Annotated in this window: 20 protein-coding genes; 10 read left to right on the forward strand and 10 right to left on the reverse strand. The window is 72.2% G+C overall.

What is annotated here, in order from left to right; translation table 11 throughout:
- The first annotated feature begins 50 nt into the window (after nucleotides 1-50).
- The 4 genes from NHL53_RS01365 (at nucleotide 51) to purU (ending at nucleotide 7,433) form a co-directional block, all read left to right on the forward strand.
- Nucleotides 51-1,631: a cytochrome ubiquinol oxidase subunit I gene (locus NHL53_RS01365; RefSeq protein ID WP_433774386.1), complete on the forward strand. Its 1,581-nt coding sequence runs from the start codon at nucleotides 51-53 to the stop codon at nucleotides 1,629-1,631.
- A gap of 15 nt (nucleotides 1,632-1,646) precedes the next feature.
- Entirely contained in the window at nucleotides 1,647-2,699 is a 1,053-nt protein-coding gene (gene cydB, locus NHL53_RS01370; protein ID WP_433774388.1) for a cytochrome d ubiquinol oxidase subunit II, read from the forward strand.
- Between the two features lie 94 nt (nucleotides 2,700-2,793).
- Entirely contained in the window at nucleotides 2,794-6,441 is a 3,648-nt protein-coding gene (cydC, locus tag NHL53_RS01375) for a thiol reductant ABC exporter subunit CydC (protein ID WP_433774390.1), read from the forward strand.
- A gap of 125 nt (nucleotides 6,442-6,566) precedes the next feature.
- Nucleotides 6,567-7,433 carry a formyltetrahydrofolate deformylase gene (purU, locus tag NHL53_RS01380; protein WP_433774392.1) on the forward strand — a complete coding sequence of 289 codons (867 nt, stop codon included), beginning with the start codon at nucleotides 6,567-6,569 and terminating at the stop codon, nucleotides 7,431-7,433.
- A 620-nt stretch (nucleotides 7,434-8,053) separates the two neighbouring features.
- Here the strand turns inward: purU and NHL53_RS01385 are convergent.
- Both NHL53_RS01385 and NHL53_RS01390 read right to left on the reverse strand, forming a co-directional pair.
- Nucleotides 8,054-8,965 (reverse strand): serine hydrolase, encoded by a 912-nt coding sequence (locus NHL53_RS01385; RefSeq protein ID WP_433774394.1) that lies wholly within the window; start codon nucleotides 8,963-8,965, stop codon nucleotides 8,054-8,056.
- 137 nt (nucleotides 8,966-9,102) lie between these two features.
- Complete coding sequence (locus NHL53_RS01390) at nucleotides 9,103-11,076, reverse strand: M13 family metallopeptidase (RefSeq protein WP_433774432.1); 1,974 nt, start codon at nucleotides 11,074-11,076, stop codon at nucleotides 9,103-9,105.
- Between the two features lie 1,136 nt (nucleotides 11,077-12,212).
- On the opposite strand from NHL53_RS01390, the gene NHL53_RS01395 reads away from it, so the two are divergent.
- The gene (locus tag NHL53_RS01395; RefSeq protein WP_433774396.1) at nucleotides 12,213-13,535 is read left to right on the forward strand and encodes an MATE family efflux transporter; all 1,323 of its coding nucleotides are present in this window, start codon (nucleotides 12,213-12,215) and stop codon (nucleotides 13,533-13,535) included.
- A gap of 422 nt (nucleotides 13,536-13,957) precedes the next feature.
- Here the strand turns inward: NHL53_RS01395 and NHL53_RS01400 are convergent, their stop codons facing one another.
- From NHL53_RS01400 to NHL53_RS01415, 4 genes are read right to left on the reverse strand one after another with little or no spacing between them, the layout of a single operon-like run.
- Nucleotides 13,958-14,248, reverse strand: a complete 291-nt coding sequence (locus tag NHL53_RS01400) for a hypothetical protein (protein ID WP_433774398.1) — start codon at nucleotides 14,246-14,248, stop codon at nucleotides 13,958-13,960.
- A 25-nt stretch (nucleotides 14,249-14,273) separates the two neighbouring features.
- Nucleotides 14,274-14,915: a TrmH family RNA methyltransferase gene (locus NHL53_RS01405; protein ID WP_433774400.1), complete on the reverse strand. Its 642-nt coding sequence runs from the start codon at nucleotides 14,913-14,915 to the stop codon at nucleotides 14,274-14,276.
- 19 nt (nucleotides 14,916-14,934) lie between these two features.
- Entirely contained in the window at nucleotides 14,935-15,591 is a 657-nt protein-coding gene (locus NHL53_RS01410) for a metal-dependent transcriptional regulator (protein WP_433774402.1), read from the reverse strand.
- 23 nt (nucleotides 15,592-15,614) lie between these two features.
- Nucleotides 15,615-16,601, reverse strand: coding sequence for an SDR family NAD(P)-dependent oxidoreductase (locus tag NHL53_RS01415; protein WP_433774404.1), 987 nt, complete (start codon nucleotides 16,599-16,601; stop codon nucleotides 15,615-15,617).
- Between the two features lie 211 nt (nucleotides 16,602-16,812).
- Between NHL53_RS01415 and NHL53_RS01420 the strand changes: the two genes are divergently transcribed.
- Complete coding sequence (locus tag NHL53_RS01420; protein ID WP_433774406.1) at nucleotides 16,813-17,607, forward strand: HAD-IIA family hydrolase; 795 nt, start codon at nucleotides 16,813-16,815, stop codon at nucleotides 17,605-17,607.
- Nucleotides 17,608-17,609: 2 nt separating this feature from the next.
- Complete coding sequence (locus NHL53_RS01425; RefSeq protein ID WP_433774407.1) at nucleotides 17,610-17,735, forward strand: hypothetical protein; 126 nt, start codon at nucleotides 17,610-17,612, stop codon at nucleotides 17,733-17,735.
- Between the two features lie 214 nt (nucleotides 17,736-17,949).
- On the opposite strand, the gene NHL53_RS01430 is transcribed toward NHL53_RS01425, so the two are convergent.
- Both NHL53_RS01430 and pyrE read right to left on the reverse strand, forming a co-directional pair.
- Nucleotides 17,950-18,864, reverse strand: coding sequence for an ROK family protein (locus NHL53_RS01430; RefSeq protein WP_433774409.1), 915 nt, complete (start codon nucleotides 18,862-18,864; stop codon nucleotides 17,950-17,952).
- A 53-nt stretch (nucleotides 18,865-18,917) separates the two neighbouring features.
- Nucleotides 18,918-19,496 (reverse strand): orotate phosphoribosyltransferase, encoded by a 579-nt coding sequence (pyrE, locus tag NHL53_RS01435; RefSeq protein WP_433774411.1) that lies wholly within the window; start codon nucleotides 19,494-19,496, stop codon nucleotides 18,918-18,920.
- 37 nt (nucleotides 19,497-19,533) lie between these two features.
- On the opposite strand from pyrE, the gene NHL53_RS01440 reads away from it, so the two are divergent.
- From NHL53_RS01440 to NHL53_RS01450, 3 genes are read left to right on the forward strand one after another with little or no spacing between them, the layout of a single operon-like run.
- Nucleotides 19,534-19,800 (forward strand): hypothetical protein, encoded by a 267-nt coding sequence (locus NHL53_RS01440; protein WP_433774413.1) that lies wholly within the window; start codon nucleotides 19,534-19,536, stop codon nucleotides 19,798-19,800.
- Between the two features lie 53 nt (nucleotides 19,801-19,853).
- The gene (locus NHL53_RS01445) at nucleotides 19,854-20,279 is read left to right on the forward strand and encodes a hypothetical protein (protein ID WP_433774415.1); all 426 of its coding nucleotides are present in this window, start codon (nucleotides 19,854-19,856) and stop codon (nucleotides 20,277-20,279) included.
- Nucleotides 20,280-20,320: 41 nt separating this feature from the next.
- On the forward strand, nucleotides 20,321-21,166 hold the full coding sequence (locus NHL53_RS01450) for an exodeoxyribonuclease III (protein ID WP_433774417.1): 846 nt from the start codon (nucleotides 20,321-20,323) through the stop codon (nucleotides 21,164-21,166).
- Nucleotides 21,167-21,214: 48 nt separating this feature from the next.
- Here NHL53_RS01450 and NHL53_RS01455 read toward each other — a convergent pair whose 3' ends face one another.
- Together NHL53_RS01455 and NHL53_RS01460 are read right to left on the reverse strand one after the other, a co-directional pair.
- On the reverse strand, nucleotides 21,215-21,760 hold the full coding sequence (locus tag NHL53_RS01455; protein ID WP_433774419.1) for an AAA family ATPase: 546 nt from the start codon (nucleotides 21,758-21,760) through the stop codon (nucleotides 21,215-21,217).
- Between the two features lie 371 nt (nucleotides 21,761-22,131).
- Nucleotides 22,132-22,776, reverse strand: a complete 645-nt coding sequence (locus tag NHL53_RS01460) for a response regulator (RefSeq protein WP_433774421.1) — start codon at nucleotides 22,774-22,776, stop codon at nucleotides 22,132-22,134.
- Between the last annotated feature and the right edge of the window lie 338 nt (nucleotides 22,777-23,114).

Genomic DNA, 23,114 nt, shown 5'->3' on the forward strand with positions numbered 1-23,114 from the left:
CGTCCGCACCCGCACAGATCCTGCGTTTCCCCTCACCTAGGAGGCCCCGCGTGGAAGCCCTCGACATCGCCCGGTGGCAGTTCGGCATCACAACCGTCTACCACTTCCTCATGGTCCCGCTCACGCTGGGCCTCGGCATGACGGTCGCGATCCTGCAGACCGCGTGGGTGCGCACCGGCCAGGAGCGCTTCCTGCGCATGACGAAGTTCTGGGGAAAGCTCTACCTCATCAACTTCATCGTCGGCGTCGCGACGGGCCTCGTGCAGGAGTTCCAGTTCGGCATGGCGTGGAGCGAGTACTCGCGCTTCGTCGGCGACGTGTTCGGCGCGCCGCTCGCCCTCGAGGGGCTGCTCGCGTTCTTCGCCGAGTCGACCTTCCTCGGGCTGTGGATCTTCGGCTGGGGCCGCCTCCGCAAGGGGCTGCACCTCGCCGCCCTCTGGTTCGCCGTCATCGGATCCTGGATCTCGGCGTTCTTCATCATCGTCGCGAACTCGTGGATGCAGCACCCCGTGGGCGTCGAGCTCGGCGACGACGGGCGGCCCGTGATGACCGACATCTGGGCGGTGCTCACGAACAACACGGCCCTCGCCGCCACCACGCACACGATCGCCGGCGCGCTCATCGTCTCGGGCATGTTCCTGCTCGGCATCTCCTGGTACCACCTGTGGCGCCGCCGCCACGACGGCATCGACACGCTCGACGAGCGCGGATACGTCGTCGTCGGCGAGAACCCCGACCTCCCGGCCCGCGACAGGACCGACCACTCGGTGTGGATCACATCGCTGCGCCTCGGGGCCGTCATCGCGATCCTCGGCTTCTTCGGCACCGGCATCACCGGCCACTGGCAGGGCCAGCTCATGTACGAGCAGCAGCCCATGAAGATGGCGAGCGCCGAGGCCGCCTGCCACACGGGATCCTCGTTCTCGCTGCTGTCGATCGGAGACCCGGGCACGACCGACTGCTCCCAGGTGACGACCGTCATCGAGATCCACGGCCTGCTCGGCTTCCTCGCCACGGACGAGTGGGGCGCCGAGATGCCCGGCATCCGCGACCTCGAGGCCGAGTACCAGAACCAGTACGGCGAGACGATCCCCGCCGAGGACGTCTACACCGACCACGCCGGATCCGAGGTGCAGTACGTGCCTCCCATGTGGGTCACGTACTGGGCGTTCCGGCTCATGATCGGCCTCGGCGGCATCGTCGCCGGCGCCGCGCTCATCGCGCTGATCCTCACGAGGCGCGGCACGGTGCCCGACTCGAAGGGGATCAAGAACCTCGCCCTGTTCGGCATCATCGCCCCGTTCGCGGGCAACATCGCCGGCTGGATCTTCACCGAGATCGGCCGCCAGCCGTTCGTCGTCGCCCCCAATCCGGATCCATCCGGCGTCGACGGGGTGTTCATGTTCACCGCGGCGGCCGTCTCCCCGGGCGTCACGGCCGGCGAGCTGCTGTTCTCGACCGTCGCCCTCACGGCGGTCTACGGCGTGCTCGCGGTCATCGAGGGCGGCCTCATCGTGAAGTACGTGCGGGGCGGCGTCGCGAGCGCGATGCCCGAGCTCGTCCACCGCGACGACTCCCCCGAGCAGGACACCACCGACAAGGGCGACGACGTGCTCGCCTTCGCCTACTGACCAGGAGCAGATCCCATGGATGTTCTTCCCGTCGTCTGGTTCATCATCATCGGGGTGCTGTGGATCGGCTTCCTGCTGCTCGAGGGGTTCGACCTCGGCGTCGGCATGCACCTCCTCTTCTCCACCCGGGACGAGAAGGAGCGTCGCACGATGCTCAACACGATCGGCCCCGTGTGGGACGGCAACGAGGTGTGGCTCATCACGGCCGGCGCCGCGATCTTCGCCGCCTTCCCCATGTGGTACGCGTCGCTGTTCTCGACCCTGTACATCCCGCTGACCATCGCGCTGCTGGGCCTCATCATGCGCGCGGTCGCCATCGAGTTCCGCGGCAAGGTCAACACGGAGCGCTGGGTGCGCTTCTGGACGTGGGCGCTCGGCATCGGATCCGTCGTCGTCGCGTTCACGATCGGCGCGGCCCTCGCGCTCACCTCGACGGGCCTGCCGATCAACGACAACGGCGACCGCGTGGGCGGGCCCTTCGCGTGGCTGTCGGCGCCCGCCGTGATCGGCGGCCTCGCCCTCGTCGGGTTCTCGCTGGTGCACGGCGCGACGTTCCTCGCGCTGAAGACCGATGGTGCGATCCGCGACCGCGCCGCGCGCTTCAGCGCCACCTGGGCGCCCCTGCTGCTCCTGCCTGCCGCCGTGTGGGCGCTCTGGGTGCAGTTCGCGAACGGCGGAGGCACGATCCTGTCCTGGATCCTCGTCGCGCTGGCCGTCGCGGGGCTCCTCGTCGGCTGGGTCGCGGCGCGGCGTCGCCGCGAGGGGCTGGCGTTCCTCGGCTACGGCGGGTTCATCTTCGCCGGCGCGGGCGCGATCTTCGCGGGGATGTTCCCGAACGTCCTCCCCTCGACCCTCGACGCCGCTCACAGCCTCACGGTGTGGAACGCATCGAGCAGCACCTATACGCTGACGGTCATGACGGTCGTCGTCGCGTTCGGGCTCCCGATCGTGCTCGGCTACCAGACCTGGTCGTACTGGGTGTTCCGCAAGCGGCTCACCCCCGGCATGATCCCGACCGCGCACGACGTGATCCCCGCGGTGCTGCGCGAGAAGGCGACGGCCGACTAGACCCCCGCAGACCGGCGCGGCGCGCACCCCATCCCCCTTCCTGTTCGCGCGCCTCGCCAGGGCCGCCGCCGAGTCTGATAAGCAGAGGAGCACGATGAACAGCGACCCGTGGCAGATCGAAGCGGCCCGACCGAAGCAGGCGGCGCGCCGCCCCGAGCTGGGGCCGGTCTCCCGCTTCTCCCTCTACGGCCTCGGCCTGTTCGCCGCCCTCAAGGGCTTCGGCCTCGTGCTCGTCGCCGGAGCGGTCGCCGCGGGCATCGCGGGGGTGCAGAGCGGAGACCTCGACACCCGCACGGTCGTGCTGCTGGGCGCGGGCGGCGCGCTGCTGCGGGGGATCGCGACCTGGGCGACGGCCGTCGTCGCGCAGCGCACCGCGATCGCCGTGAAGCGCTCGCTGCGGGGCCGCCTGTGGGATCGCATCGCCGGCGGCGACGCCGAGGCGGCCGAGGCCGACGAGCCGCCGGGCGACGCCGAGCTCCCCACGGCGAGGGCGCGGCGCGCGGGGGCCGAGCGCGAGGGATCCGTGTCGGTCCTCGCGACCGACGGCCTCGACGACCTCGACGACTACTACACGAACGCGCTGCCCTCGATCATCCAGGCGGCGATCGTCCCCCTCATCCTCGGGGTGCGGATCCTCGGAGCCGACTGGCTGAGCGCCCTCGTGATCGTCCTCACCGTGCCCCTCGTGCCGATCTTCATGACGCTCATCGGCAAGCACACCGAGCAGCGCACCGACGAGGCGCTCTCGGCGCTCACCCGCTTCGCGAACCACATGACGGAGCTCGCGCGCGGGCTCCCCGTGCTCGTCGGCCTCGATCGCGTCGCTGAGCAGGCGGAGGCCCTCGACGGCATCCAGCAGGCCTACCGCGCGCGCACCAGGGAGACGCTGCGGTGGGCGTTCCTGTCGGCGCTCGCGCTCGAGCTCATCTCCACGATCTCCGTCGCGGTGGTCGCCGTGTTCCTCGGCCTGCGGCTGCTGAACGGCACGGTGGGCCTCGAGGACGCCCTGCTGGCGCTGATCCTCGCGCCCGAGTGCTTCCAGGCGCTGCGCGAGATGGGATCCGCGTTCCACGCGTCTCAGGACGGCCTGAGCGCGCTCGAGCGCGTGCGGCGGATCCTCCGGGGTCCGCGCCGCGCCGACCTGCGCGGGGCGGCGCTGCCGGTCGTCGCGGACATGACGGCGCCCCTCGCCCTGCCCCTCACGCGCGGCGAGACCGTGCAGACCTCGCCGCCCGCCGGATTCCCGACCCTCGACGAGATCGCGGCGGGGACCGCGTGGCGCGACGAGCCCGAGCGGGCGCGGGAGCGCGAGGATCCGGGCCCGGTCGCCGTCCGCGACCTCACGGTGCGCTACGCGGGACGGGGAGCGCCGACCCTCGACCGCTTCTCGGCGGAGTTCACGGGCATCACCGCCGTGACCGGGCCGTCCGGATCCGGCAAGTCGACGCTGCTCGGGGCGCTGACGGGCACGCTCCCCGCCGATGCGGAGGCCGTCGGGTGGATCGTCGGCGTCGAGGCGGACCACGTCGGCTGGGCGCCTCAGGCGGCCCGCTCGTTCATGGGCACCCCGTGGGACGAGCTGGCGCTCTACGGCGCGAAGTCGCCCGAGGCGCTGCTGCGAGAGCTCGGGCTCATGAAGGTCGCGCAGGCGACGATCTCCGAGCTCAGCCCCGGCGAGCTGCGCCGCCTCGCCGTCGGGCGCGCGCTCGCCCGCGTCGACCAGGGCGCCACGGTGCTCGTGCTCGACGAGCCGACGGCCCACCTCGACGATCGCTCCGCGGAGCTGGTGCGCACCGCGATCCGCCGCCGCGCCGAGCGGGCCACCGTGATCCTCGCGACGCACGAGCCCGAGACGCTCTCCCTCGCGACCACGCGGATCCCCGTGACGGGCGGGGCGGAGCCCGACGACGCGCCGCTGCCGGCGGGCGCCGCATCGATCCGGGGCGACATCCCCGCGGAGGACGCGCTCGCGGACGAGCCGTCGCCCATCACCTCCTCGACGGTCGGGGTGCCGATCGTCACCGACCGCGCGCGCCTCGCGGAGCTCACCGACAGCACGACGCTGAGCCTGCCGTCGCTGCGCGGCCCCAGCCATCACGCGCTCGGACGCGGCGGCGGGGGCGCGTGGACGACGCTCGGGCGGCTGCTCTCGCCCGCCGTCGGCATCTGGATCGGCGGGATCCTGCTCGCCTTCGCGACGATCGCGATGGGCCTGTCGCTGACCGCCGTGTCCGGCTGGCTGATCGTGCGCGCGAGCGTCGAGATGTACATCATGTATCTGCTCGTCGCGATCGTCGGCGTGCGCTTCTTCGGCATCGGGCGCGCGGTGTCGCGCTACCTGGAGCGCCTCGTCACGCACGAGGCCGCGTTCCGCGTGACCGACGCGCTGCGGCTGCGGCTGTGGCGCGCGATCGCGGGCCGCGGGGCGGGGTCGCGGCGCCTGCTCGAGGGCGGCTCGCCGCTCGACTACCTCCTCACGCTGTCGGACGAGCTGCGCGATCAGCTGCCGCGCACGATCCCCCCTCTCGCGGTCGGCGTGCTGTCGATCGTCGGCATCACGGCCGTCACGGGGTTCGTCGTGCCGGGCCTCACGTGGCTGGTGCTGGGCGTGCTGCTCGCCGCCGCCGCGGCGGGCACGGCGGTCGCGATCCTCGCCGCGCGCGGCGCCGCCCGCACCCGGATCCGCGCCCGGTCGGCGCTCGTGCGCGGCACGTCCGCGCTCGCGTCGGCGTCGGACGAGCTGCGCGCGAACGGCGTGGCCGGTCCGGCGCTCGCGCGCCTCGACCGCGCGGGAGGGCGCCTCGCGCGAGCCGAGCGCCGCACGGCCTGGTCGGCGGGCCTCGCGAGCGCGATCGTGACCTTCGCGACGTCGCTGCTGGCCGCGATCGTCGCCCCCGTCGCGCAGGCGAGCGCGGCCGAGCTCGTCTGCGTCGTCGCCCTGCTCGCCCTCGCCGCTCTCGAGCCCCTCGAGGGGCTCGTCTCGGGCGCGCGGCGGATCCCCGCTCTGACCGCCGTCGCGCGCCGCCTGACGCCGCTCATGGACGCCCCGGATCCCGTGCTCGCGGGCCGCGAGGAGGCGCCCGATCCAGTGCGCGAGATCTCGCTCGCGAGCGTCGCCGCCTCCTATCCCGGCCGCACCGAGCCGGTGTTCCGCGACGTGACGGGCACGGTGCGCACGGGCGAGTGGCTCATCGTGTCCGGGCCGTCGGGATCCGGCAAGTCGACCCTGCTGTCGGTCGTCATGGGGGCGCTGCCCGCGGCCGAGGGATCCGTGCTCGCCGACGACCTGCGCCTGCCCGCTCTGACGGCCGAGTCGTGGCGCGCGCGGATCGCCTGGTGTCCCCAGGACGCGTATGTGTTCGACTCGACGATCCGGGGCAACCTGCTGCTCGCCCGGCCGCGCGACGCGGCTCCGAGCGACGACGAGATGCGCGACGCGCTCCAGCGCGCGGGCCTCGGGCCCCTGCTGGAGGCCCTGCCGGACGGTCTCGACACCCGCGTCGGATCCGCCGGATCCTCGCTCTCCGGCGGCGAGCGCCAGCGCCTCGCCGTCGCGCGCGCCCTGCTGACGCGCGCCGACGTGATCCTGCTCGACGAGCCGACCGCCCACCTCGACGCCCCGACCGCCGAGGCCATGATGCGGGACATCCGCCTGGCGACCGCCGACCGCATCGTGATCCTCGTGAGCCACCGCGCCGACACCCGCGAGCTCGCCGGAGCGGCGAGCGTCGTGGAGCTGTGAGGGGCGGGGCGGCGCACTGACGAGAGGACGATCGCGCCAGATGAGGACGATCCGGCGCTGAGGATCCTCCTCTCAGCGCATCGTCCTCGTCTCGCGGCACGCGCGGTGTGCGAGACAATGGTGCGATGAGCCCCGCGTCCCTCGACCACGCCAGCCTGATCGTGCACGGCCCCGACCAGGAGGGCCTCGTCTCCGCCGTCTCGTCGCTTCTCGCGCGCAACGACGCGAACATCACGTCTCTCGACCAGCACTCGACGGATCCGCAGGGCGGCGAGTTCTTCCAGCGCGTCGTGTTCCACCGGGCGAACTTCTCCGCCGCGCGCGAGGAGATCGAGGCCGACCTCGCCGACACGCTCGCGCCGCTCGGCATGACGTGGCGCCTGCGCGACATGTCGGTGCCGCCGCGCATGGCGATCCTCGCGTCGAAGGACGACCACTGTCTCCTCGACCTGCTGTGGCGGCACCGCCGCGGCGAGCTGCCCGTGTCGGTGCCCATGGTCATCGCGAACCACCCGAACACGGCCGAGGACGTGCGCCAGTTCGGCGTGCCCTTCTTCCACGTGCCGTCGCAGAAGGGCCCCGACAAGTCGGAGTCCGAGGCGGAGATCCTCCGCCTGCTGTCGGGCAACGTCGACTTCGTGGTGCTCGCCCGCTACATGCAGATCCTGTCGGGCGGCTTCCTCGAGAAGGTCGGCGTGCCCGTCATCAACATCCACCACTCGTTCCTGCCCGCGTTCATCGGCGCGAACCCGTACCGCAAGGCGCACGAGCGGGGCGTGAAGCTCATCGGGGCGACGAGCCACTACGTGACCGAGGATCTCGACGAGGGTCCCATCATCGAGCAGGACGTCGCACGCGTGACGCACGCCGACTCGGCCGACGATCTGCGCCGCCGCGGCGCGGACGTGGAGCGGGCGGTGCTCTCCCGGGCCGTGCTCTGGCACGCGGAGGATCGCGTCATCCGCGACGGCAACCACACGATCGTCTTCTGACGCGCGGGCGCCCGTGGCATCGGCGCCCCGCCCCCGTGTCTCGACTTCTGCGGGAAAGCGAGCGCCGTACCCGCCGAAGGTGAGACACGAATCCGGCTGTCGGCCAGACATGTCTCGACTTCTGCGGAAAACCGGGCGCCATACCCGCACAAGGTGAGACACGGTGCGCACGCCGGGCACCGCGGATCGGAGCACGGCGCTCCCTCGCTGCGCTGTGCGCCCGACATTCCTGCGCATGTCTCGACTTCCGCGGGAAAACCGGCGCCGAATCCGCACAAAGCGAGACACGGATCCGGCTGGCAGCCAGGCATGTCTCGACTTCCGCGGGAAAGCCGGCGTCGAACCCGCACGATGTGAGACACGGCGCGCACGCGGCACGGCGGATCGGAGCACGGCGCTCCCTCGCTGCGCTGTGCGCCCGACATCCCTGCGCATGTCTCGACTTCTGCGGGAAAAGCGGCGCCGAACCCGCACAAAGCGAGACACGGATCCGGCCGACAGCCAGGCATGTCTCGACTCGCGCGGGAAAGCGCGCGCCATAACCGCACCAAACGAGACACGGTGCGCACGCGGCGGCACGGAGGGCCGGGCCGAGCCGCCGCTCCGCGACGCCGGATCCCCTACGCGACGATCTCGAGCAGGTCCTCGCCGAGGGTGTGGAACGCGCGGTGCACGTGGTGGCGCATGAGCAGCGACGTGTCGTCGAACTCGACGAACAGGGCGTAGGAGAGCGCGGCCGAGCGGCCCATGACCACGCCCGTGTCGGCGCGTACGCCGTCGGCGCGGCCCGTGGCGCCGACGAACAGGAGATCGTCGTCGCGGCTGGGCGCGGGGCCCGGATCGAGCGCCATCGGCGCGGCGACGAGGCTCACGTCGCGACGCAGCGTCAGAAGCGACGTGACGATGCCCGCCGTCTCCTCGTCGACGCCGTCGCGGCGCAGCACGCGCTGCAGCAGGCGGGCGTACTCGCTCGCCGTGCCGATCGCGGCGTGCGGGGCGTCGTCGGGGCCGCGGGTGTCGCGGAAGCGGTCGAGCAGGGCCGAGCGGGTCATGCCGAGCGACACCATGCGGCGGGTGACGTTCTCGTGGCCGACGAGGTCGAGCAGCGCGTTGGAGGCGAGCGGATCGCCGGTGGACGCGGCGAGCGCCGCGACGTCGCCGAGCGGCAGCTCGTCGACCTGCAGGTGGCTCCAGAGGCCGAACTCCGACTCGTCGGACGGCTCGACCGGCGCGGCCGGGTCGAGCACGCCGTCGCGGATCTGGCAGGCGACCTCGACGAGGAGCGGCAGCACGCCGACCTCCGACACGGGCAGCGCGACGTGCGCGTCGGCGGCGAGCAGAGTGTGCCCCGAATCGACGTCGGAGACCTGGATGCCGATGCGGGCGCCGACGTGCGCGATTTCGTCGAGGGCTCGCATCGTGGCGCGCATCCGCAGCGTTCCGGGGGCGCGACGGGGCGCACGACGGCGGCTTCCCGTGCCGCGGCGCTCTCCCCTCAGCGATGCGGCCCGGCCGGTGGGTTCGGTGCCCACGGATCCTCCTCGGACGGGCGGGCGCCCGGAGGCTCCCGCGGGGGACAGCGCTGCGCCGGTGTCCGTCCCCACCCGCACGGCGAAGCGCCGAAGGTCTCTCCTATTGTGCGCCGGGTTCCGCGGCGTGTCGCCCTCCGTCACCAGATCGTCACACGCTCGTCGCCGGCGAGCCACAGGTCGTCGCCCTCTGCCACGTCGAACGCCTCGTAGAAGGCGTCGATGTTGCGTACGATCTGGTTGCAGCGGAACTCGTTGGGCGAGTGCGGGTCGATGGCGAGCAGGCGCAGCGTCTCGGCGTCGCGCGACTTCTGCTGCCACACCTGCGCCCAGGAGAGGAAGACCCGCTGCACGCCGGTGAAGCCGTCGATGACCTCGGGCTCGGCGCCGTCGAGCGACAGCTCGTAGGCCTTCAGGGCGATGCTGAGGCCGCCGAGGTCGCCGATGTTCTCGCCGATGGTGAGGGATCCGTTGACGGTGTGCTGCGGATCGAGGCCGCGCGGGGTGAGCGCGTCGTACTGCGCGATGAGGCTCTTCGTGCGCTGCTCGAACGCCGCCCGGTCGTCGTCGGTCCACCAGTTGCGGAGGGCGCCCGTGCCGTCGTACTGGGAGCCCTGGTCGTCGAAGCCGTGCCCGATCTCGTGGCCGATGACGGCGCCGATGCCGCCGTAGTTGGCGGCCGCGTCGCGCTCGGAGTCGAAGAACGGGTGCTGGAGGATCGCGGCGGGGAACACGATCTCGTTCATGAGCGGGTGGTAGTAGGCGTTGACCGTCTGCGGGGTCATCTGCCACTCGTCGCGGTCGATGGGCCCGCCGACCTTGCGCAGCTGCCGGTCGTGCTCGAACGCGTTCGCGCGCCGCACGTTGCCGACGAGGTCGGCGGGGTCGATCTCGAGGGCCGAGTAGTCGAGCCACGCGGACGGGTAGCCGATCTTGGGCGTGAAGCTGTCGAGCTTCTCGAGGGCGCGCTCGCGCGTATCGGGGCTCATCCACTCGAGCGAGCGGATCGAGCGCCGGTAGGCCTCGATGAGGTTCGCGACCAGCTCGTCCATCTGCTGCTTCGCCTCGGGAGGGAAGTGCCGCTCGACGTAGATGCGGCCGACGGCCTCGCCCATCGCGCCCTCGACGAGGGAGATGCCGCGCTTCCAGCGCTCGCGGATCTTCGGCACGCCCGTGAGCGCCGTGCCGTAGAAGGCGAAGCTCTCGTCGACGAGCGCGTCGGTCAGGTAGGCCGCCGACGAGCGGATGACGGCGTACCGCAGCCACGCCCGCCAGTCGTCGAGTCGCTCCTCGACGAGCAGGGATCCGAGGCCGGTGAGGAACGAGGGCTGGTAGACGTTGACCTCGGCGAACGCATCGGCCGACGCGGCGTCTCCCCGCACGGCGTCGAGCCACGGCTGGAGGTCGACGCCCGCGAGCCGCTGGGCCTCGACCCACGGCACGAGGTTGTAGGTGGCGACGGCGTCGCGGCTGCGCACGTTGTCCCAGTGGTGCGAGGCGATCTCGGTCTCGAGGGCGACGATGCGATCGGCCTGCGCGGAGGCGTCGTCGAGGCCCGCGAGCTCGAGCATGCGCTGCACGTGGGCGCGGAAGGCCGTGCGGATCTCGGCGAACGCCTCGTCGCGGTAGTACTGCTCGTCGGGGAGCGAGAGCCCCGACTGCACGACGAACGGAACGTAGCGGGTGGGGTCGCCCGGGTCGGGCTCGACGAACAGCCCGATGACGCCGGGCACGCCCTCGCGGTCGAGCCGGCCGGAGGCGGCGAGGAAGCCCGGGATGTCGGCGATGCGGTCGACGACGGCGAGCTGATCGGCGATCGGCTCCGTGCCCCTCTCGGCGATCGCGGCCGTGTCCATGAACGAGGTGAAGAGGTCGCCGACTTTGCGCGCCTCGGTGCCCGGATCGGCGCCCTGCGACTCGTCGACGATCTCGCGCACGTGGCGCTCCGCCTGCTCGGCGATCTGGTGGAACGCGCCCCATCGGGCCTTGTCGCCCGGGATCTCGGTGCGGTCGATCCACGCGCCGTTGACGTGGCGGAACAGATCGTCCTGCGGGCGGATGTCGGCGGAGAACTCCTCGATCGCGAGGCCTGCGGGAAGCGTCATGGGCTCCATCGTAGGCACGGCCTCCGACATTCGAAGCGGGGCGCGGCGGTGCGTCCGCAGACCGGCGGGGCCACCCGATCTCGCGGCCGGACGACCCGCGAGCACCGCCGGATCCCGGGGCTGTGCGACGTGCGTTTCCGCGACCCGGGCCCAGGCTGGCCCTCCCAAGTACGCGGAACGGCGGATCCCGGGGCTGTGCGACGTGCATTTCCGCGACCCGCGCACCACGCTGGCCCCCCTGAGTACGCGAAATGGCGGAACCCGGGGCCGTGAGACATGCGTTTCTGTGACCCGAGCACCGCGCTGATCCACCGAGTATGCAAAAGGGCGGCGCCCCAGGCCGTCCAGCGTGCGTTTCTGCGACCCGGAGACGATCGCGCCCTTCGAGTACGCGAAACGGCGGAACCCGCGATCGTGCGACATGCGTTTCTGCGACCCGAGCACCGCGGTGATCCACCGAGTATGCAAAAGGGCGGGACCCCAGGCCGTTCAGCGTGCGTTTCTGCGACCCGGGCGCCGCACTGATCTCCTGAGGACGAGAAACGACGGAACCCGCGGCCGTTCAGCATGCGTTCCTGCGACCTGGAAACGATCACGCCCTTCGAGTACGCGAAACGGCGGAACCCGAAACCGGTCGAGGTGCGTTTCCGCAACCCGGGCGCCGCGCCGCGCCTCCGCGTACGCGAAACGGCGCAACCCCGATCCGTGCGACGTGCGTTTTCGCGACCCGGGCGCCGCACTGATCTCCCGAGGAGGCGAAACGGCGGAACCCGCGGCCATTCAGCATGCGCTCCTGCGACCCGGAGACGATCACGCCCTCCGAGTACGCGAAATGGCGGAACCCCAGGCCGTTCAACGTGCGTTTCTGCGATCCGGAGACGATCGCGCCCTTCGATTAGGCGAAACGGAGGCCGCGGCCGTCAGACGCGCGCTTCCGCGCCCCGGGCGCCGCGCCGCACCTCCGAGTACGCGAAACGGCGCGGCCCCGGCCCGTGCGACATGCGTCTCCGCGACCCGAGCACCGCCTCGCCCCGAGTGCGCGGGATCCGCGGATCAGCTCGGCGCGCGCCTCCGGGCGAGCTCGCGGGAGTCGACCGAGGCGCCCGCGAACCCGCCGCGGCCCGCGGCGCGCCTACGCTGGATCCGTGCCCCGCCCCCCCTCCCTCAACCGCGACATCCTGCGGCTCGCGCTGCCCGCACTGGGGTCGCTCGTCGTCGAGCCGCTGTTCATCGCGCTCGACTCCGTCATGATCGGCCACCTCGGCGTCGCGCCCCTCGCGGGCATCGGGATCGGCGCGGGAGTGCTCAACACGATCGTCGGGCTGATGGTGTTCCTCGCGTACTCGACGACGCCCGCCGTCGCGCGCCTCGTCGGCCGCGGCGACTGGTCGGGAGCCGTGTCGCGCGGCATCGACGGGATGTGGCTCGCCCTGGGCATCGGCGCGGCCCTCGCGGTGTCGGGCTACCTGCTCACGCCGTGGGCGGTGTCGCTGTTCCGCCCCTCGGCCGAGGTCGCCGAGCAGGCCGAGATCTACCTCGGCCTGTCGATGTGGGGGCTCCCCGCGATGCTCATCGTGTTCGCCGCCACCGGGCTGCTGCGCGGCCTGCAGGACACCGTGACGCCCCTCTGGATCGCCGGCGTCGGCTTCGGCGCCAACGCGCTGCTCAACTGGCTGTTCATCTACGGGCTCGAGTGGGGGATCGCGGGATCCGCCGCCGGCACGGTCGCGGCGCAGTGGGGCATGGTCGTCGCGTACGCGATCATCGTCGCCCGGCTCGCGCGCACCCACGGGGCCTCGACCGCGCCGACCCGGTCGGGCGTGCGCGGCACCGCGCGGACAGGCGGCTGGCTGCTGCTGCGCACCGCCGCCCTGCGCACCGGCCTGCTGCTGACGGTCGCGACCGCCTCGATGATCGGCACCGAGGAGCTCGCGGGCTGGCAGGTGGTCTTCACGATCTCGTCGATCGCCGCCTTCGCCCTCGACGCGCTCGCCATCGCGGCGCAGGCGCTCATCGGAAAGCACCTCGGGGCGGGCGACGAGGAGAGCGTGCGGGAGGTGCTGCGCCGCACCGTCGCATGGGGCGCCGTCGGCGGCGGCGCGCTGGGGCTGGCGATCGCGGGGCTGTCGCCCCTCGTCGGCGTCGCCTTCACGGGCGAGTGGGCGATGTCGTGGCTCATCCTGCCCTCGCTCGTCGTGATGGGGATCCTGCAGCCTCTCGCCGGCGTCGTCTACGTGCTCGACGGGGTACTCATGGGCGCGAACGACGCCCGCTACCTCGCCCTCGCCGGGCTCGTGAACCTCGTGCCGTTCGTCGTCTACCTGCTCGTGCTGCTCATGACCGTGCCCACCGGATCCTGGGGGCTCATGGGCGTCGCGATCGGCTTCTTCGCCGTGCTGATGGGCATGCGCTGCCTCACGCTCGCGCGCCGCGTGCGCGGGACGGCCTGGCTGCGCCAGGCGGCCTGAGCGCGGGATCCGTCGAGCCCGCGGGGCGCGGGGCGTCGAGTGCACGGCGACGCCAGAAGTCGGCCTACCCGGCCCGAACGCGGCGTGTCCGCCGAGCCGGGCGAGAAATGGCGTCGTCGTGCACCGGACGGGGCCGTGTCAGCGGGTATGGCACGCCCACTCCCGCAAGGCATGGAACGGGGCGGGTGGGGCCGCGCACCCATGTCTCGCCTTCTGCGGGTGTGGGCCCGCTCCTTCCCACGCGGCATGCGACACGGCACGCGGGGCCGGGAACCCGTGTCTCACGTTCGGCGGAGATCCGGCGCTCACTCCGACCGTTCGTGAGACACGGTGCCCGGGGTGCTGGACCCGTGTCTCACGTCCCGCGGGTATCGAACGCTCATTCCGACGCCTTCCGAGACACGGGACCGCGCCGCAGGCGCTCACCAGCCGACGGTCCCCGGATACATGCCCGTCAGCTCGACGACGTAGGCGGCGCCCAGCTCGCGCTGCAGCCGATCCCGCAGCTCGCGACCGCGCGCGAAGTGGGAGCGCTCGGTCTGGGCGCTCACCCATCCGTCCTCCGGGGAGAACGCGCGGTTGAACCAGCGCACCCAGGAGAGGCAGTCGGCTACCAGATCCTCCGACAGGACGTCCAGGCCGAACGCGTAGTCCCCTCGGGCGCGCACGGGCCATCCCGTGTACGAGACGCCGATCTCGACGCGCTCCGTCATCGGCGACCGCCGCGGGTTCCGACCCTCACCGCTCCCCCGCCCACCTCCGGCACCACTCGTACATCACGACGGCGCCCGCCGCGGAGGCGTTGATCGAGCGGGTGGATCCGTACTGCGTGATCTCGATGCGCGCCTGCGACGCCGCGAGCGCCTCCTCGCTGAGCCCCGGGCCCTCCTGGCCGAACAGCAGCACGCAGCGCTCCGGCAGGTCCGCGCGGTCGACGGGCTGGGCGTCGCCGACGTTGTCGACGGCGAGGATCGGGATCCCCTCCCCCTGGGCCCACGCCGCGAAGGTCGCCACGTCGGGGTGGTGGACGACGTGCTGGTAGCGGTCGGTGACCATCGCACCCCGGCGATTCCAGCGCTTCCGGCCGATGATGTGCAACGTGTCGGCCAGGAACGCGTTGGCGCTGCGCACGATCGACCCGATGTTCATGTCGTGCTGCCAGTTCTCGATCGCGACGTGGAACGGATGCCGCCGCGTGTCGAGGTCCGCGATGATGGCGTCCATATTCCAGTAGCGGTATGCATCGACGACGTTGCGGCTGTCGCCGTTCTCGAGCAGCTCGGGATCCCAGTGGTCGCCCTCCGGCCACTCCCCCGGCCAGGGGCCGACGCCGTGCGTGGAGGCCTCGCGGTGGGGAGCGGGGGCGGGCTCGTCGGTCATGCGTCCATTCAATCGCGGATCACGGCCGGGCCGCGCCCGACGGATCCGACAGCCACACCGCTTCCGCGGCGCCGTCCGGCAGCTCGACGAGCGCGCCGCCGACCTCGACGCCGCCGGGGCGCACGACGACCGGCGTGCCCACGTCGATGCCGCACGCCGTGATCGCCCGGAGGAGCAGCGGATCCCGGTCGCTGACCCGCAGCACGCGGCCCGCGTGCCCCTCCGCCGCCTCGGCGAGCAGCGCGAACGGCTCGCGGGCGACGGATCCGTCGGCCTGCGGGATCGGGTCGCCGTGCGGGTCGACCGCCGGGCGGCCCAGCCGGGCGTCGATGCGATCGAGCAGCCGGTCGCTCAGCGCGTGCTCCAGCACCTCGGCCTCGTCGTGCACCTCGTCCCAGGCGTAGTCGAACTCGCGCACGAGCCACGTCTCGATGATGCGGTGCCTGCGGGTCATGGCGAGCGCGCGGACGCGCCCCGCCTCGGTGAGCGTCACGGCGCGGTACGGGGCATGATCGACCAGCCCCGAGGAGGCGAGCTTGCGCACCATCTCGCTGACGCTCGACGGCGCGACCCCGAGGGCGGAGGCGAGAGCCGACGGCGTGATCGGGTCGTCCTGCCACTCCGTATGGGCCCAGATCGCCTTGAGGTAGTCGTCGGCGGCCGGGCTCGTAGGCATGCCCTCCAGCGTACGCGGTGCGGTCAGCGCACGAATCGGGCGGCGCGCTCGAACGGCCAGGTGAGGCCGGAGAGGTCCTCGCACGCCTCCCACACGCGCCGACGCACCTCCGGATCCATCGAGGTGCGCGAGGGGCGCTGCCGCACGGGCTCGCCGCGCGTGATGCGCTTCGGCCCCCAGTAGTCGCCGCCGTGGACGCGCGGATCCAGCAGCGCCCTCAGCACCGAGTCGGCGCCGCGCTCCTTGCTCTGCGCGATGGGCGCCTGCATCATGTCGCGCAGCCGCTTCCACGCGCCGGGCTCGTTGACGCCGGCGACGCGCGAGGTGCGCCCCCCGATCGAGTAGCCCGGGTGCGCGATGACGCTCTCGACGGGCACCCCCGCGTCGCGCAGCCGCGCGTCGACCTCGAGGCCGAGCGCCTGCACGGCGACCTTCGACTGCACGTACGCCTTCCACGGCGTGTACCCCTCGTCGAGCTGCATGTCGTTCGGGGCATACTTCCCCAGCCACGTCGACATGCTGCCGAGCCACACGATGCGGGGCGACCAGCGGGAGGTCGCCGAGCGGGCGAGCGGCACGAGCAGCTCCGCGCCGAGGATGAAGTGGCCCAGCACGTTCGTCGCAAACACCAGCTCGCGGCCGTCGCGGGTCTTCTCGCGATGACGCGGCGTGTGCACGAGCCCGGCGTTGAAGATCACGCCGTCGAGGCGCGTGCGCTGGAACAGGCCTCCCCGCACGCTCGCGGCGGCGGCGCGGATGGATCCGGGATTCGCCACGTCGAGCAGCAGCGTCTCGACCGACGCCCCCGGCACGCGGGCCGCCAGCGCGTCGTGCGCGGCCGCGAGGCGGTTGGGATGGCGGCCGCTGAGGATCACGTGCGCGCCGGCGCGCGCGAGCTTCTCGGAGGCGAAGTATCCGAGGCCCGCGTTCGCACCCGTGACGAGGTAGCACCTGCCCTCCTGAGAGGGCAGCGCCGTCGGATCCCACGCATCGTGCGCGCTCGTGCTCACAGACCCGAGGCTATGTCGGATCCCCGCTCGCCCGTGCGCGGCGCGCGGCGGCGGATACGTCGATCTCGCTCCCGGCGCCCGGGCGGGCGGCGGCGGGCGCGGGGCGGCGAGAATCCCTCGCGAGCTGGGCCAGGGGCGCACGCCGGCCGCGCCCGATCCGGCCCGCCGCGTGGGAGGTGGCTTTCCGCGTCAGGACGCCTAGGCTGGCGCCATGACGAACCGCGGCGGCATCGAGTGCTGGCTGACCGACATGGACGGCGTGCTCGTCCACGAGAACCGGGCGATCCCCGGCGCGCCCGAGCTGCTCGCGCAGTGGCGCGACGAGGGCACCCCGTTCCTCGTGCTCACCAACAACTCGATCTTCACGCCGCGCGACCTCTCGGCGCGGCTGCGGGCCAGCGGCATCGACGTGCCGGAGGAGAGCATCTGGACGTCGGCCCTCGCGACCGCGACGTTCCTGCAGCAGCAGTCGCCGGGAGGCACCGCGTTCGTGATCGGCGAGGCGGGGATCCTCACCGCCATGCACGAGGCCGGCTTCATCATGACCGAGACCGATCCCGAGTACGTGGTGATCGGCGAGACGCGCAACTACTCGTTCGAGGCGATCACGAAGGCGATCCGCCTCATCAACGGCGGGGCGCGGTTCATCTCGACGAACCCCGATGCGACCGGTCCGTCGGCGGAGGGCCCGCTGCCCGCGACCGGCGCCATCAACGCGCTCATCACGAAGGCGACAGGCAAGGAGCCGTACGTCGTCGGCAAGCCGAACCCGATGATGTTCCGCTCGGCGCTCAATCGCATCGGCGCGCACAGCGAGAACACGGGCATGATCGGCGACCGCATGGACACCGACATCGTCGCCGGCATCGAGGCGGGTCTGCACACCGTGCTCGTCATGACCGGCATCAGCGACACCCGCGAGATCGACCGCTACCCGTTCCGCCCGAGCGAGATCGTCTCGAGCGTCGCGGATCTGCTCGCGGAAGAGAACGAGACCGAGGAGTAGTCATGGGCGACGCCTTCCTCATCGTCGCCGGCCTCACCTGCGTGGCCGGCATCGTCCTCCTCATCATGCGCATCGGGCGCATGCGGAACGGACGCGATGACGACGACGCCTTCGGGCCGCGGCAGTAGGCCGTCCTGTCGGCGGAACACCGGCTGACGGGGATCCTTCGGGTCGCGGGACGGATCTCCGACGGAACGATGAGCGCCGAGCATCTCGAAATCACCCGACCATCTCGCCCCTACCCCGAATCCCCGAGAATCTCGCGCGATCCCGAGACAGCCGGATCCCCGGGCCACCGCCGCGCCGCCTGCCCGAACTGAGGAAGCGCCGCCCGGGCGGCTCTCAGAGCAGCGCGAGGGCGGCCGCTCCGACGAGCGGGCCGTCGGGGCCGAGGCCGCTGCGCACGACGCGCGTCTGGCGGGCGTAGGGCAGGCTCGCCCAGTCGCGCAGGGCGGAGGCGACGAGGTCGACGTAGTCGTCGGAGACGAACGAGAAGCCACCCGAGATGGCGACGAGATCGAGATCGAGCAGCGTCGACGCGTCGGCGAGGGCGAGTCCGACCGCCCGCGCGGACCGCTCGATCGCCTGGCGGGCGATGCGGTCGCCGCGAGCGGCGTCGCGCGAGAGGTCCTCCCCCGTCGCCCCGCTCCAGCCCGACAGCTGCGCCCACCGCACGCTCGCCGGCCCCGACGCGACCTCCTCCAGCGTCAGCTCGCCGCCGTGCTCGGCCGCAGCGGTCTGCCCGAGGTGCCCGGCGTTGCCGGAGGCGCCGCCGACCGGACGGCCGTCGACGACGATCCCGCCCCCGACGCCGGTCGAGACGACGATCGACAGCGAGGCCCTGGCGTCGGCCGCCGCCCCCCGCCACGACTCGGCGAGCGCGAGGCAGCCCCCGTCGTGCCGCAGGCGCGCCTCGACGTCGGCCAGCCCGGTGCCGGCGATGGCCGCGTCGGCCACGGCCTCCACGAGCGGGAACCCGTGGGCGGACGGCATGTTCACGGGCGCGATCGTGCCGGAGGCGAGATCCACGGGCCCCGCCGACCCGATCCCCGCCCCGACGAACGTCGCGTCGCGCGGCAGGGCGTCGAGCGCGGATCCGACGACGGCGCTGACGGCCGCGCGCAGCCCTGCGGGATCGATCTCCCGGCCCGTCGGCTGGCGGTGACGGCTGCCGTCGAGCACGCGCCCCGCGTCGTCGACGAGTCCGGTCTCGATCTTGGTGCCGCCGAGGTCGACGGCCAGCGCGATGCGGGTCATGAGGGAAGGCTACCGCCGACGCGTCCCCGGGGACGGCGACGGGGCGCGGGACGTCACTGCGGGGCGAGCCCGAGGTCGTCGAGGTCGATCGCGGCGCGCCACTCGAGACCCTCGGCTTCGATCGCGGCCTGCGCCCCGGTCTTGCGGTCGACGATCACGGCCACCGCGACGACCTCCGCACCGGCGCGACGGAGCGCCTCGACGGCCTTCAGGGCCGACTGGCCCGTCGTCGACGTGTCCTCGAGCACGACCACGCGACGCCCCTCCACCTCGGCGCCCTCGATCTGCCGGCCGCGGCCGTGATCCTTCGGCTCCTTGCGCACGACGAACGCGTCGAGCGGGTGGTCGCCGTCGGCCGTCGCGTGCATGACGGCGTTGGCGATGGGATCCGCGCCCAGCGTGAGCCCGCCGACCGCGACGACGCCGTCGATGTCGGCGATGAGGTCGCTCATGATGCGGCCGATCGCGGGGGCGGCGCGGTGGTCGAGCGTGAGCTTGCGCATGTCGACGTAGTACGTCGCCTTCTTGCCGCTCGACAGCGTGAAGTCGCCGTGGAACACCGCCTCGTCCGTGATGAGCCGGATGAGGTTCTGACGGTCGGATTCGAGCGCGGGCGTGGATGCGATGGCCATGCGATCCAGTCTATTCAGCACCCCATAGGCTGGAATCATGGCTGACGCACAGTCGCCCCTCGAAGAGTGGCTCGCATCGCACCCGCTGAAGAAGCCCGGGCTGTTCGCCGGCGGGGGCTACTCCCGCCGCGCCGTCGACGAGGTCACCGACGCGATCGTGGAGCGGCTGCGCGCCGGCCGGCAGTTCGCCGACCTGCTCCGCCGACTCGACTTCCCCACGGCGCCCCGCGCGGAGGCCTACGACAGGACGGCCGTCGACGACCTCTTCGACAACCTGAAGTGGGGATCCGACCCGCGGCTGTAGCGTCGGATCCGGATCATCTCGTTGTTGCACCAGCCCTGAGAGGGATCAGAGTGATGAGCGACCCGCAGCCAACCCCCGTCGCACCCGGCCGGTGGAAGCGCCCCGCCTCCGTCATCGTCGTCGCAGCGGCGCTCGCGATGGTGCTGTTCGCCTGGTTCCACACCCCCGAGGTGCAGGTGCAGTCGGACACCGAGGAGAGCGGATACGCCACGTACACGTGCGCCAACGCCGGGCCGTCCCGGTGGAAGCCGCCCACGGTGCGGACCGGCCAGGAGCTCTCCTCCGACCAGAACATGGCGACGTTCAATCAGCAGGTGCTGAAGCACGACATCGAGGCGCTCGAGTTCGGGATCACCTGCGCGGAAGCACGCGATCGGCACACGAACATCCTGATCGTGACGACCTTCGCCGCGGGAGCCGTCCTGTTCTTCGGGTACGTCGGCCTCTGGAAGCGCCGCGACCGGGCGGATCGCGCCTGACCGCGGATCCGCCGCTCCTGCGCCCGAATTAGGCTGGATCCATGCGCATCGCCACCTGGAACGTCAACTCCGTCCGCGCGCGCGTCGAACGGATCGTGGGCTTCGCCGACCGCGCCGACGTCGACGTGCTGCTCATGCAGGAGATCAAGTGCAAGCCGGATCAGTTCCCGTACGAGGCCTTCGAGCGGGCGGGCTACCAGGTGGAGGCGCACGGCCTCAACCAGTGGAACGGCGTGGCCATCGCGAGCCGCGAGCCGCTCGAGGACGTCGAATATTCCTTCCCGGGAATGCCCGGGTTCCAGAAGGGGTATGAGGGCGATGACGCCCCGCTCGAGGCTCGCGCGATCTCGGCGCTGATCGACGGCGTGCGCCTCTGGAGCCTGTACGTGCCCAACGGCCGCGGCCTCGACGATCCGCACTACGCCTACAAGCTGCGGTTCCTCGACGCGCTGCGGCAGTACGCGGCCGACGCACTGGCGGCGGATCCCGACCTGCCCCTCGCCCTGACGGGCGACTTCAACATCGCGCCGCTCGACGCCGACAACGGGGATCCGTCGATCGTCGAGGGCGTCACGACGCACGTCTCCCCCGCCGAGCGCGAGGCGTTCCGGGCTCTCGAGAGCGCCGGCCTGTCGGACGTCGTGCGTCCGCTCGTGCCCGAGGGCTTCACGTTCTGGGACTACAAGCAGCTGCGCTTCCCCCGCGACGAGGGCCTGCGCATCGACTTCATCCTCGGATCTCGCGCCTTCGCCGACGCCGTCGAGCACGCCTCGATCGAGCGCGACGAGCGCAAGGGCGAGGGCCCGAGCGACCACGTGCCCGTGATGGTCGACCTCGACCTCCGCGCGGAAGAGGACGAAGACGACCTGCCGATGATCTTCGGCTGACGGGCGGATCCACCGCACCTCGCGAGGTGCGACGGCCGGATCCTCGGATCAGGGCCGCGCGAGCCCCGCAACCCAGCGGTCGGCGGCGCGGGCGCTCCGCAGGTGCACGATCTCGATGTCTTCGCGGCCGCGGGTGCGCTCGGCGATCGAAGTGTCGCCCCGGCGGTACTTGTTCCGCGTGCGCCAGCCCCAGCGCAGGATGTGGTCGGGATCCGAGAGCGCGGTCCGCAGCGGCGGCTCGACGAGCCCGGCGCTCCAGATCGGCGTGCGCCGCACCCGGCGCGACACCGTGCGGCGCGCGAGCCGCGCCATCTGCACGGGCGTGGGCAGGTCGAGCCACACGATCGCCTCGGCGCGCTCGAGCACGATCGGGCGGGCGGATGCGTACTGCCACTCGGTGATCCAGGCGTCGCGGGCCGCGAGGGCGCGCACCTCGTCGAGGAAGTCGGGGCGGGGCGCCCAGTCGCGGCCCCAGTGCAGGTCGTCCATCTCGACGTAGGGGATGTCGAGCGCCACGCTGGCCCGCGCCGCGAGGGTGCTCTTGCCCACACCCGAGACGCCGGCGACGAGGATGCGGCGAGCGGTGAAGGGCACCGCGGGATTCTACCTCGCCGCCCGATGCGCCCGCGCCCTCGCGCATTCCTTGCCCGCCGCGCACCCCACGACGCGCCGAGCGACCAGGTTCTCGCCGAGCGACCACGAAATACCGTGGTCACTCGCCGAAAACGTGGTCACTCGAGGATCCCGTATCCCCGGAACCCCACACCACGGGCAGCCCCGCAGCCTCCCGCTCGCCACACCGCGCCCGCGCCAGCGCCCACACCGCAGGCCCCGCGCGCCCCCGAGCGCCCATGAGATCACCGAGCGACCACGAATAATCTTGGTCACTCGGCGAGAACATGGTCACTCGAGGACCCCAAGGACCGCACTCCGGGCCAGCGCCGCGGGTCGAGCCCGCCCTGCGCTCAGACGAGGCCGTGCCGGTACGCCCACACGACGGCCGCGACGCGGTCGCGAGCGCCCGTCTTCTGAAGGATGTTCGACACGTGGGTTTTCACCGTGGCCTCCCCGATGAACAGGTCGGCCGCGATCTCGGCGTTGCTCATCGCCGCCGCCAGCAGCCGCAGCACCTCGGCCTCGCGCTCCGTGAGATCCACCTCGATCAGAGGGGATTCCTCTTCCGGAATATGAGCGGATCCGCCGTGCCGCTCGATGACCCGACGCGTCACCTCGGGTGCGAGGAGCGCGTCGCCTGCGGCGGCGACGCGGGCCGCGTTCACGAGCTCCTCCGGCCCGGCGTTCTTCAGGAGGAACCCGCTCGCGCCCGCGTCGAGGGCGGCGAAGAGGTAGTCGTCGCGATCGAAAGTCGTGACGATGACGACGCTCGCGGCGGATCCGGCTCGGATGATGCGCCTGGTCGCCTCGATGCCGTCCATGTCGGGCATCTGCACGTCCATGAACACGACGTCCGGAGCGAGCTTCGCGGCGCGCTCGACCCCCTCGGCGCCGGTCGCCGCCTCGCCCGCGATCTCGAGGCCGGCGGCCTCCAGGATCATGCGGAATCCGGCGCGCATGGTGGCGTGATCGTCGACGAGCAGAACCGTGGGCATGCTCCGATCATGCTCCGGATCGACGCGCGACGCGACCCCGCCGCGGGCCGCACCACGGCCCTCGCGCCCCGCCGCCGCGCTCCAGATGACGCGAATGCACGTTCAGCGGTCCGCGGAAGGTGCATTCGCGTCATCTGGAGCCGCGCCGCCGCCCACACGCCCCGTCGTGCGCCGGCGCACGCGGGCGCTCACGCGGATCCGCCCCCGCGATCCACCCCGGTGGGACCCCACGATCGCCGTCGCGCGGATCCGCCCCGCACCGCAGGCGACGGATCCACCCCACACGCCCCGCCGCGACGCTTCAGATGACCCGAATGCACGTCCCACAGGCGCCGGAA

The sequence above is a fragment of the Microbacterium sp. gxy059 genome (assembly GCF_050958665.1).
In the GTDB taxonomy this organism is placed as follows: Bacteria; Actinomycetota; Actinomycetes; order Actinomycetales; family Microbacteriaceae; genus Microbacterium.

Bases quoted from the DNA above. Each gene is read 5' to 3' on its own strand.
- cydB (WP_433774388.1), top strand. From the start codon at position 1,647: ATGGATGTTCTTCCCGTCGTCTGGTTCATCATCATCGGGGTGCTGTGG.
- cydC (WP_433774390.1), top strand. From the start codon at position 2,794: ATGAACAGCGACCCGTGGCAGATCGAAGCGGCCCGACCGAAGCAGGCG.
- purU (WP_433774392.1), top strand. From the start codon at position 6,567: ATGAGCCCCGCGTCCCTCGACCACGCCAGCCTGATCGTGCACGGCCCC.
- NHL53_RS01390 (WP_433774432.1), bottom strand. From the start codon at position 11,076: ATGGAGCCCATGACGCTTCCCGCAGGCCTCGCGATCGAGGAGTTCTCC.
- NHL53_RS01400 (WP_433774398.1), bottom strand. From the start codon at position 14,248: ATGACGGAGCGCGTCGAGATCGGCGTCTCGTACACGGGATGGCCCGTG.
- NHL53_RS01405 (WP_433774400.1), bottom strand. From the start codon at position 14,915: ATGACCGACGAGCCCGCCCCCGCTCCCCACCGCGAGGCCTCCACGCAC.
- NHL53_RS01410 (WP_433774402.1), bottom strand. From the start codon at position 15,591: ATGCCTACGAGCCCGGCCGCCGACGACTACCTCAAGGCGATCTGGGCC.
- NHL53_RS01420 (WP_433774406.1), top strand. From the start codon at position 16,813: ATGACGAACCGCGGCGGCATCGAGTGCTGGCTGACCGACATGGACGGC.
- NHL53_RS01425 (WP_433774407.1), top strand. From the start codon at position 17,610: ATGGGCGACGCCTTCCTCATCGTCGCCGGCCTCACCTGCGTGGCCGGC.
- NHL53_RS01430 (WP_433774409.1), bottom strand. From the start codon at position 18,864: ATGACCCGCATCGCGCTGGCCGTCGACCTCGGCGGCACCAAGATCGAG.
- pyrE (WP_433774411.1), bottom strand. From the start codon at position 19,496: ATGGCCATCGCATCCACGCCCGCGCTCGAATCCGACCGTCAGAACCTC.
- NHL53_RS01440 (WP_433774413.1), top strand. From the start codon at position 19,534: ATGGCTGACGCACAGTCGCCCCTCGAAGAGTGGCTCGCATCGCACCCG.
- NHL53_RS01445 (WP_433774415.1), top strand. From the start codon at position 19,854: ATGAGCGACCCGCAGCCAACCCCCGTCGCACCCGGCCGGTGGAAGCGC.
- NHL53_RS01450 (WP_433774417.1), top strand. From the start codon at position 20,321: ATGCGCATCGCCACCTGGAACGTCAACTCCGTCCGCGCGCGCGTCGAA.
- NHL53_RS01460 (WP_433774421.1), bottom strand. From the start codon at position 22,776: ATGCCCACGGTTCTGCTCGTCGACGATCACGCCACCATGCGCGCCGGA.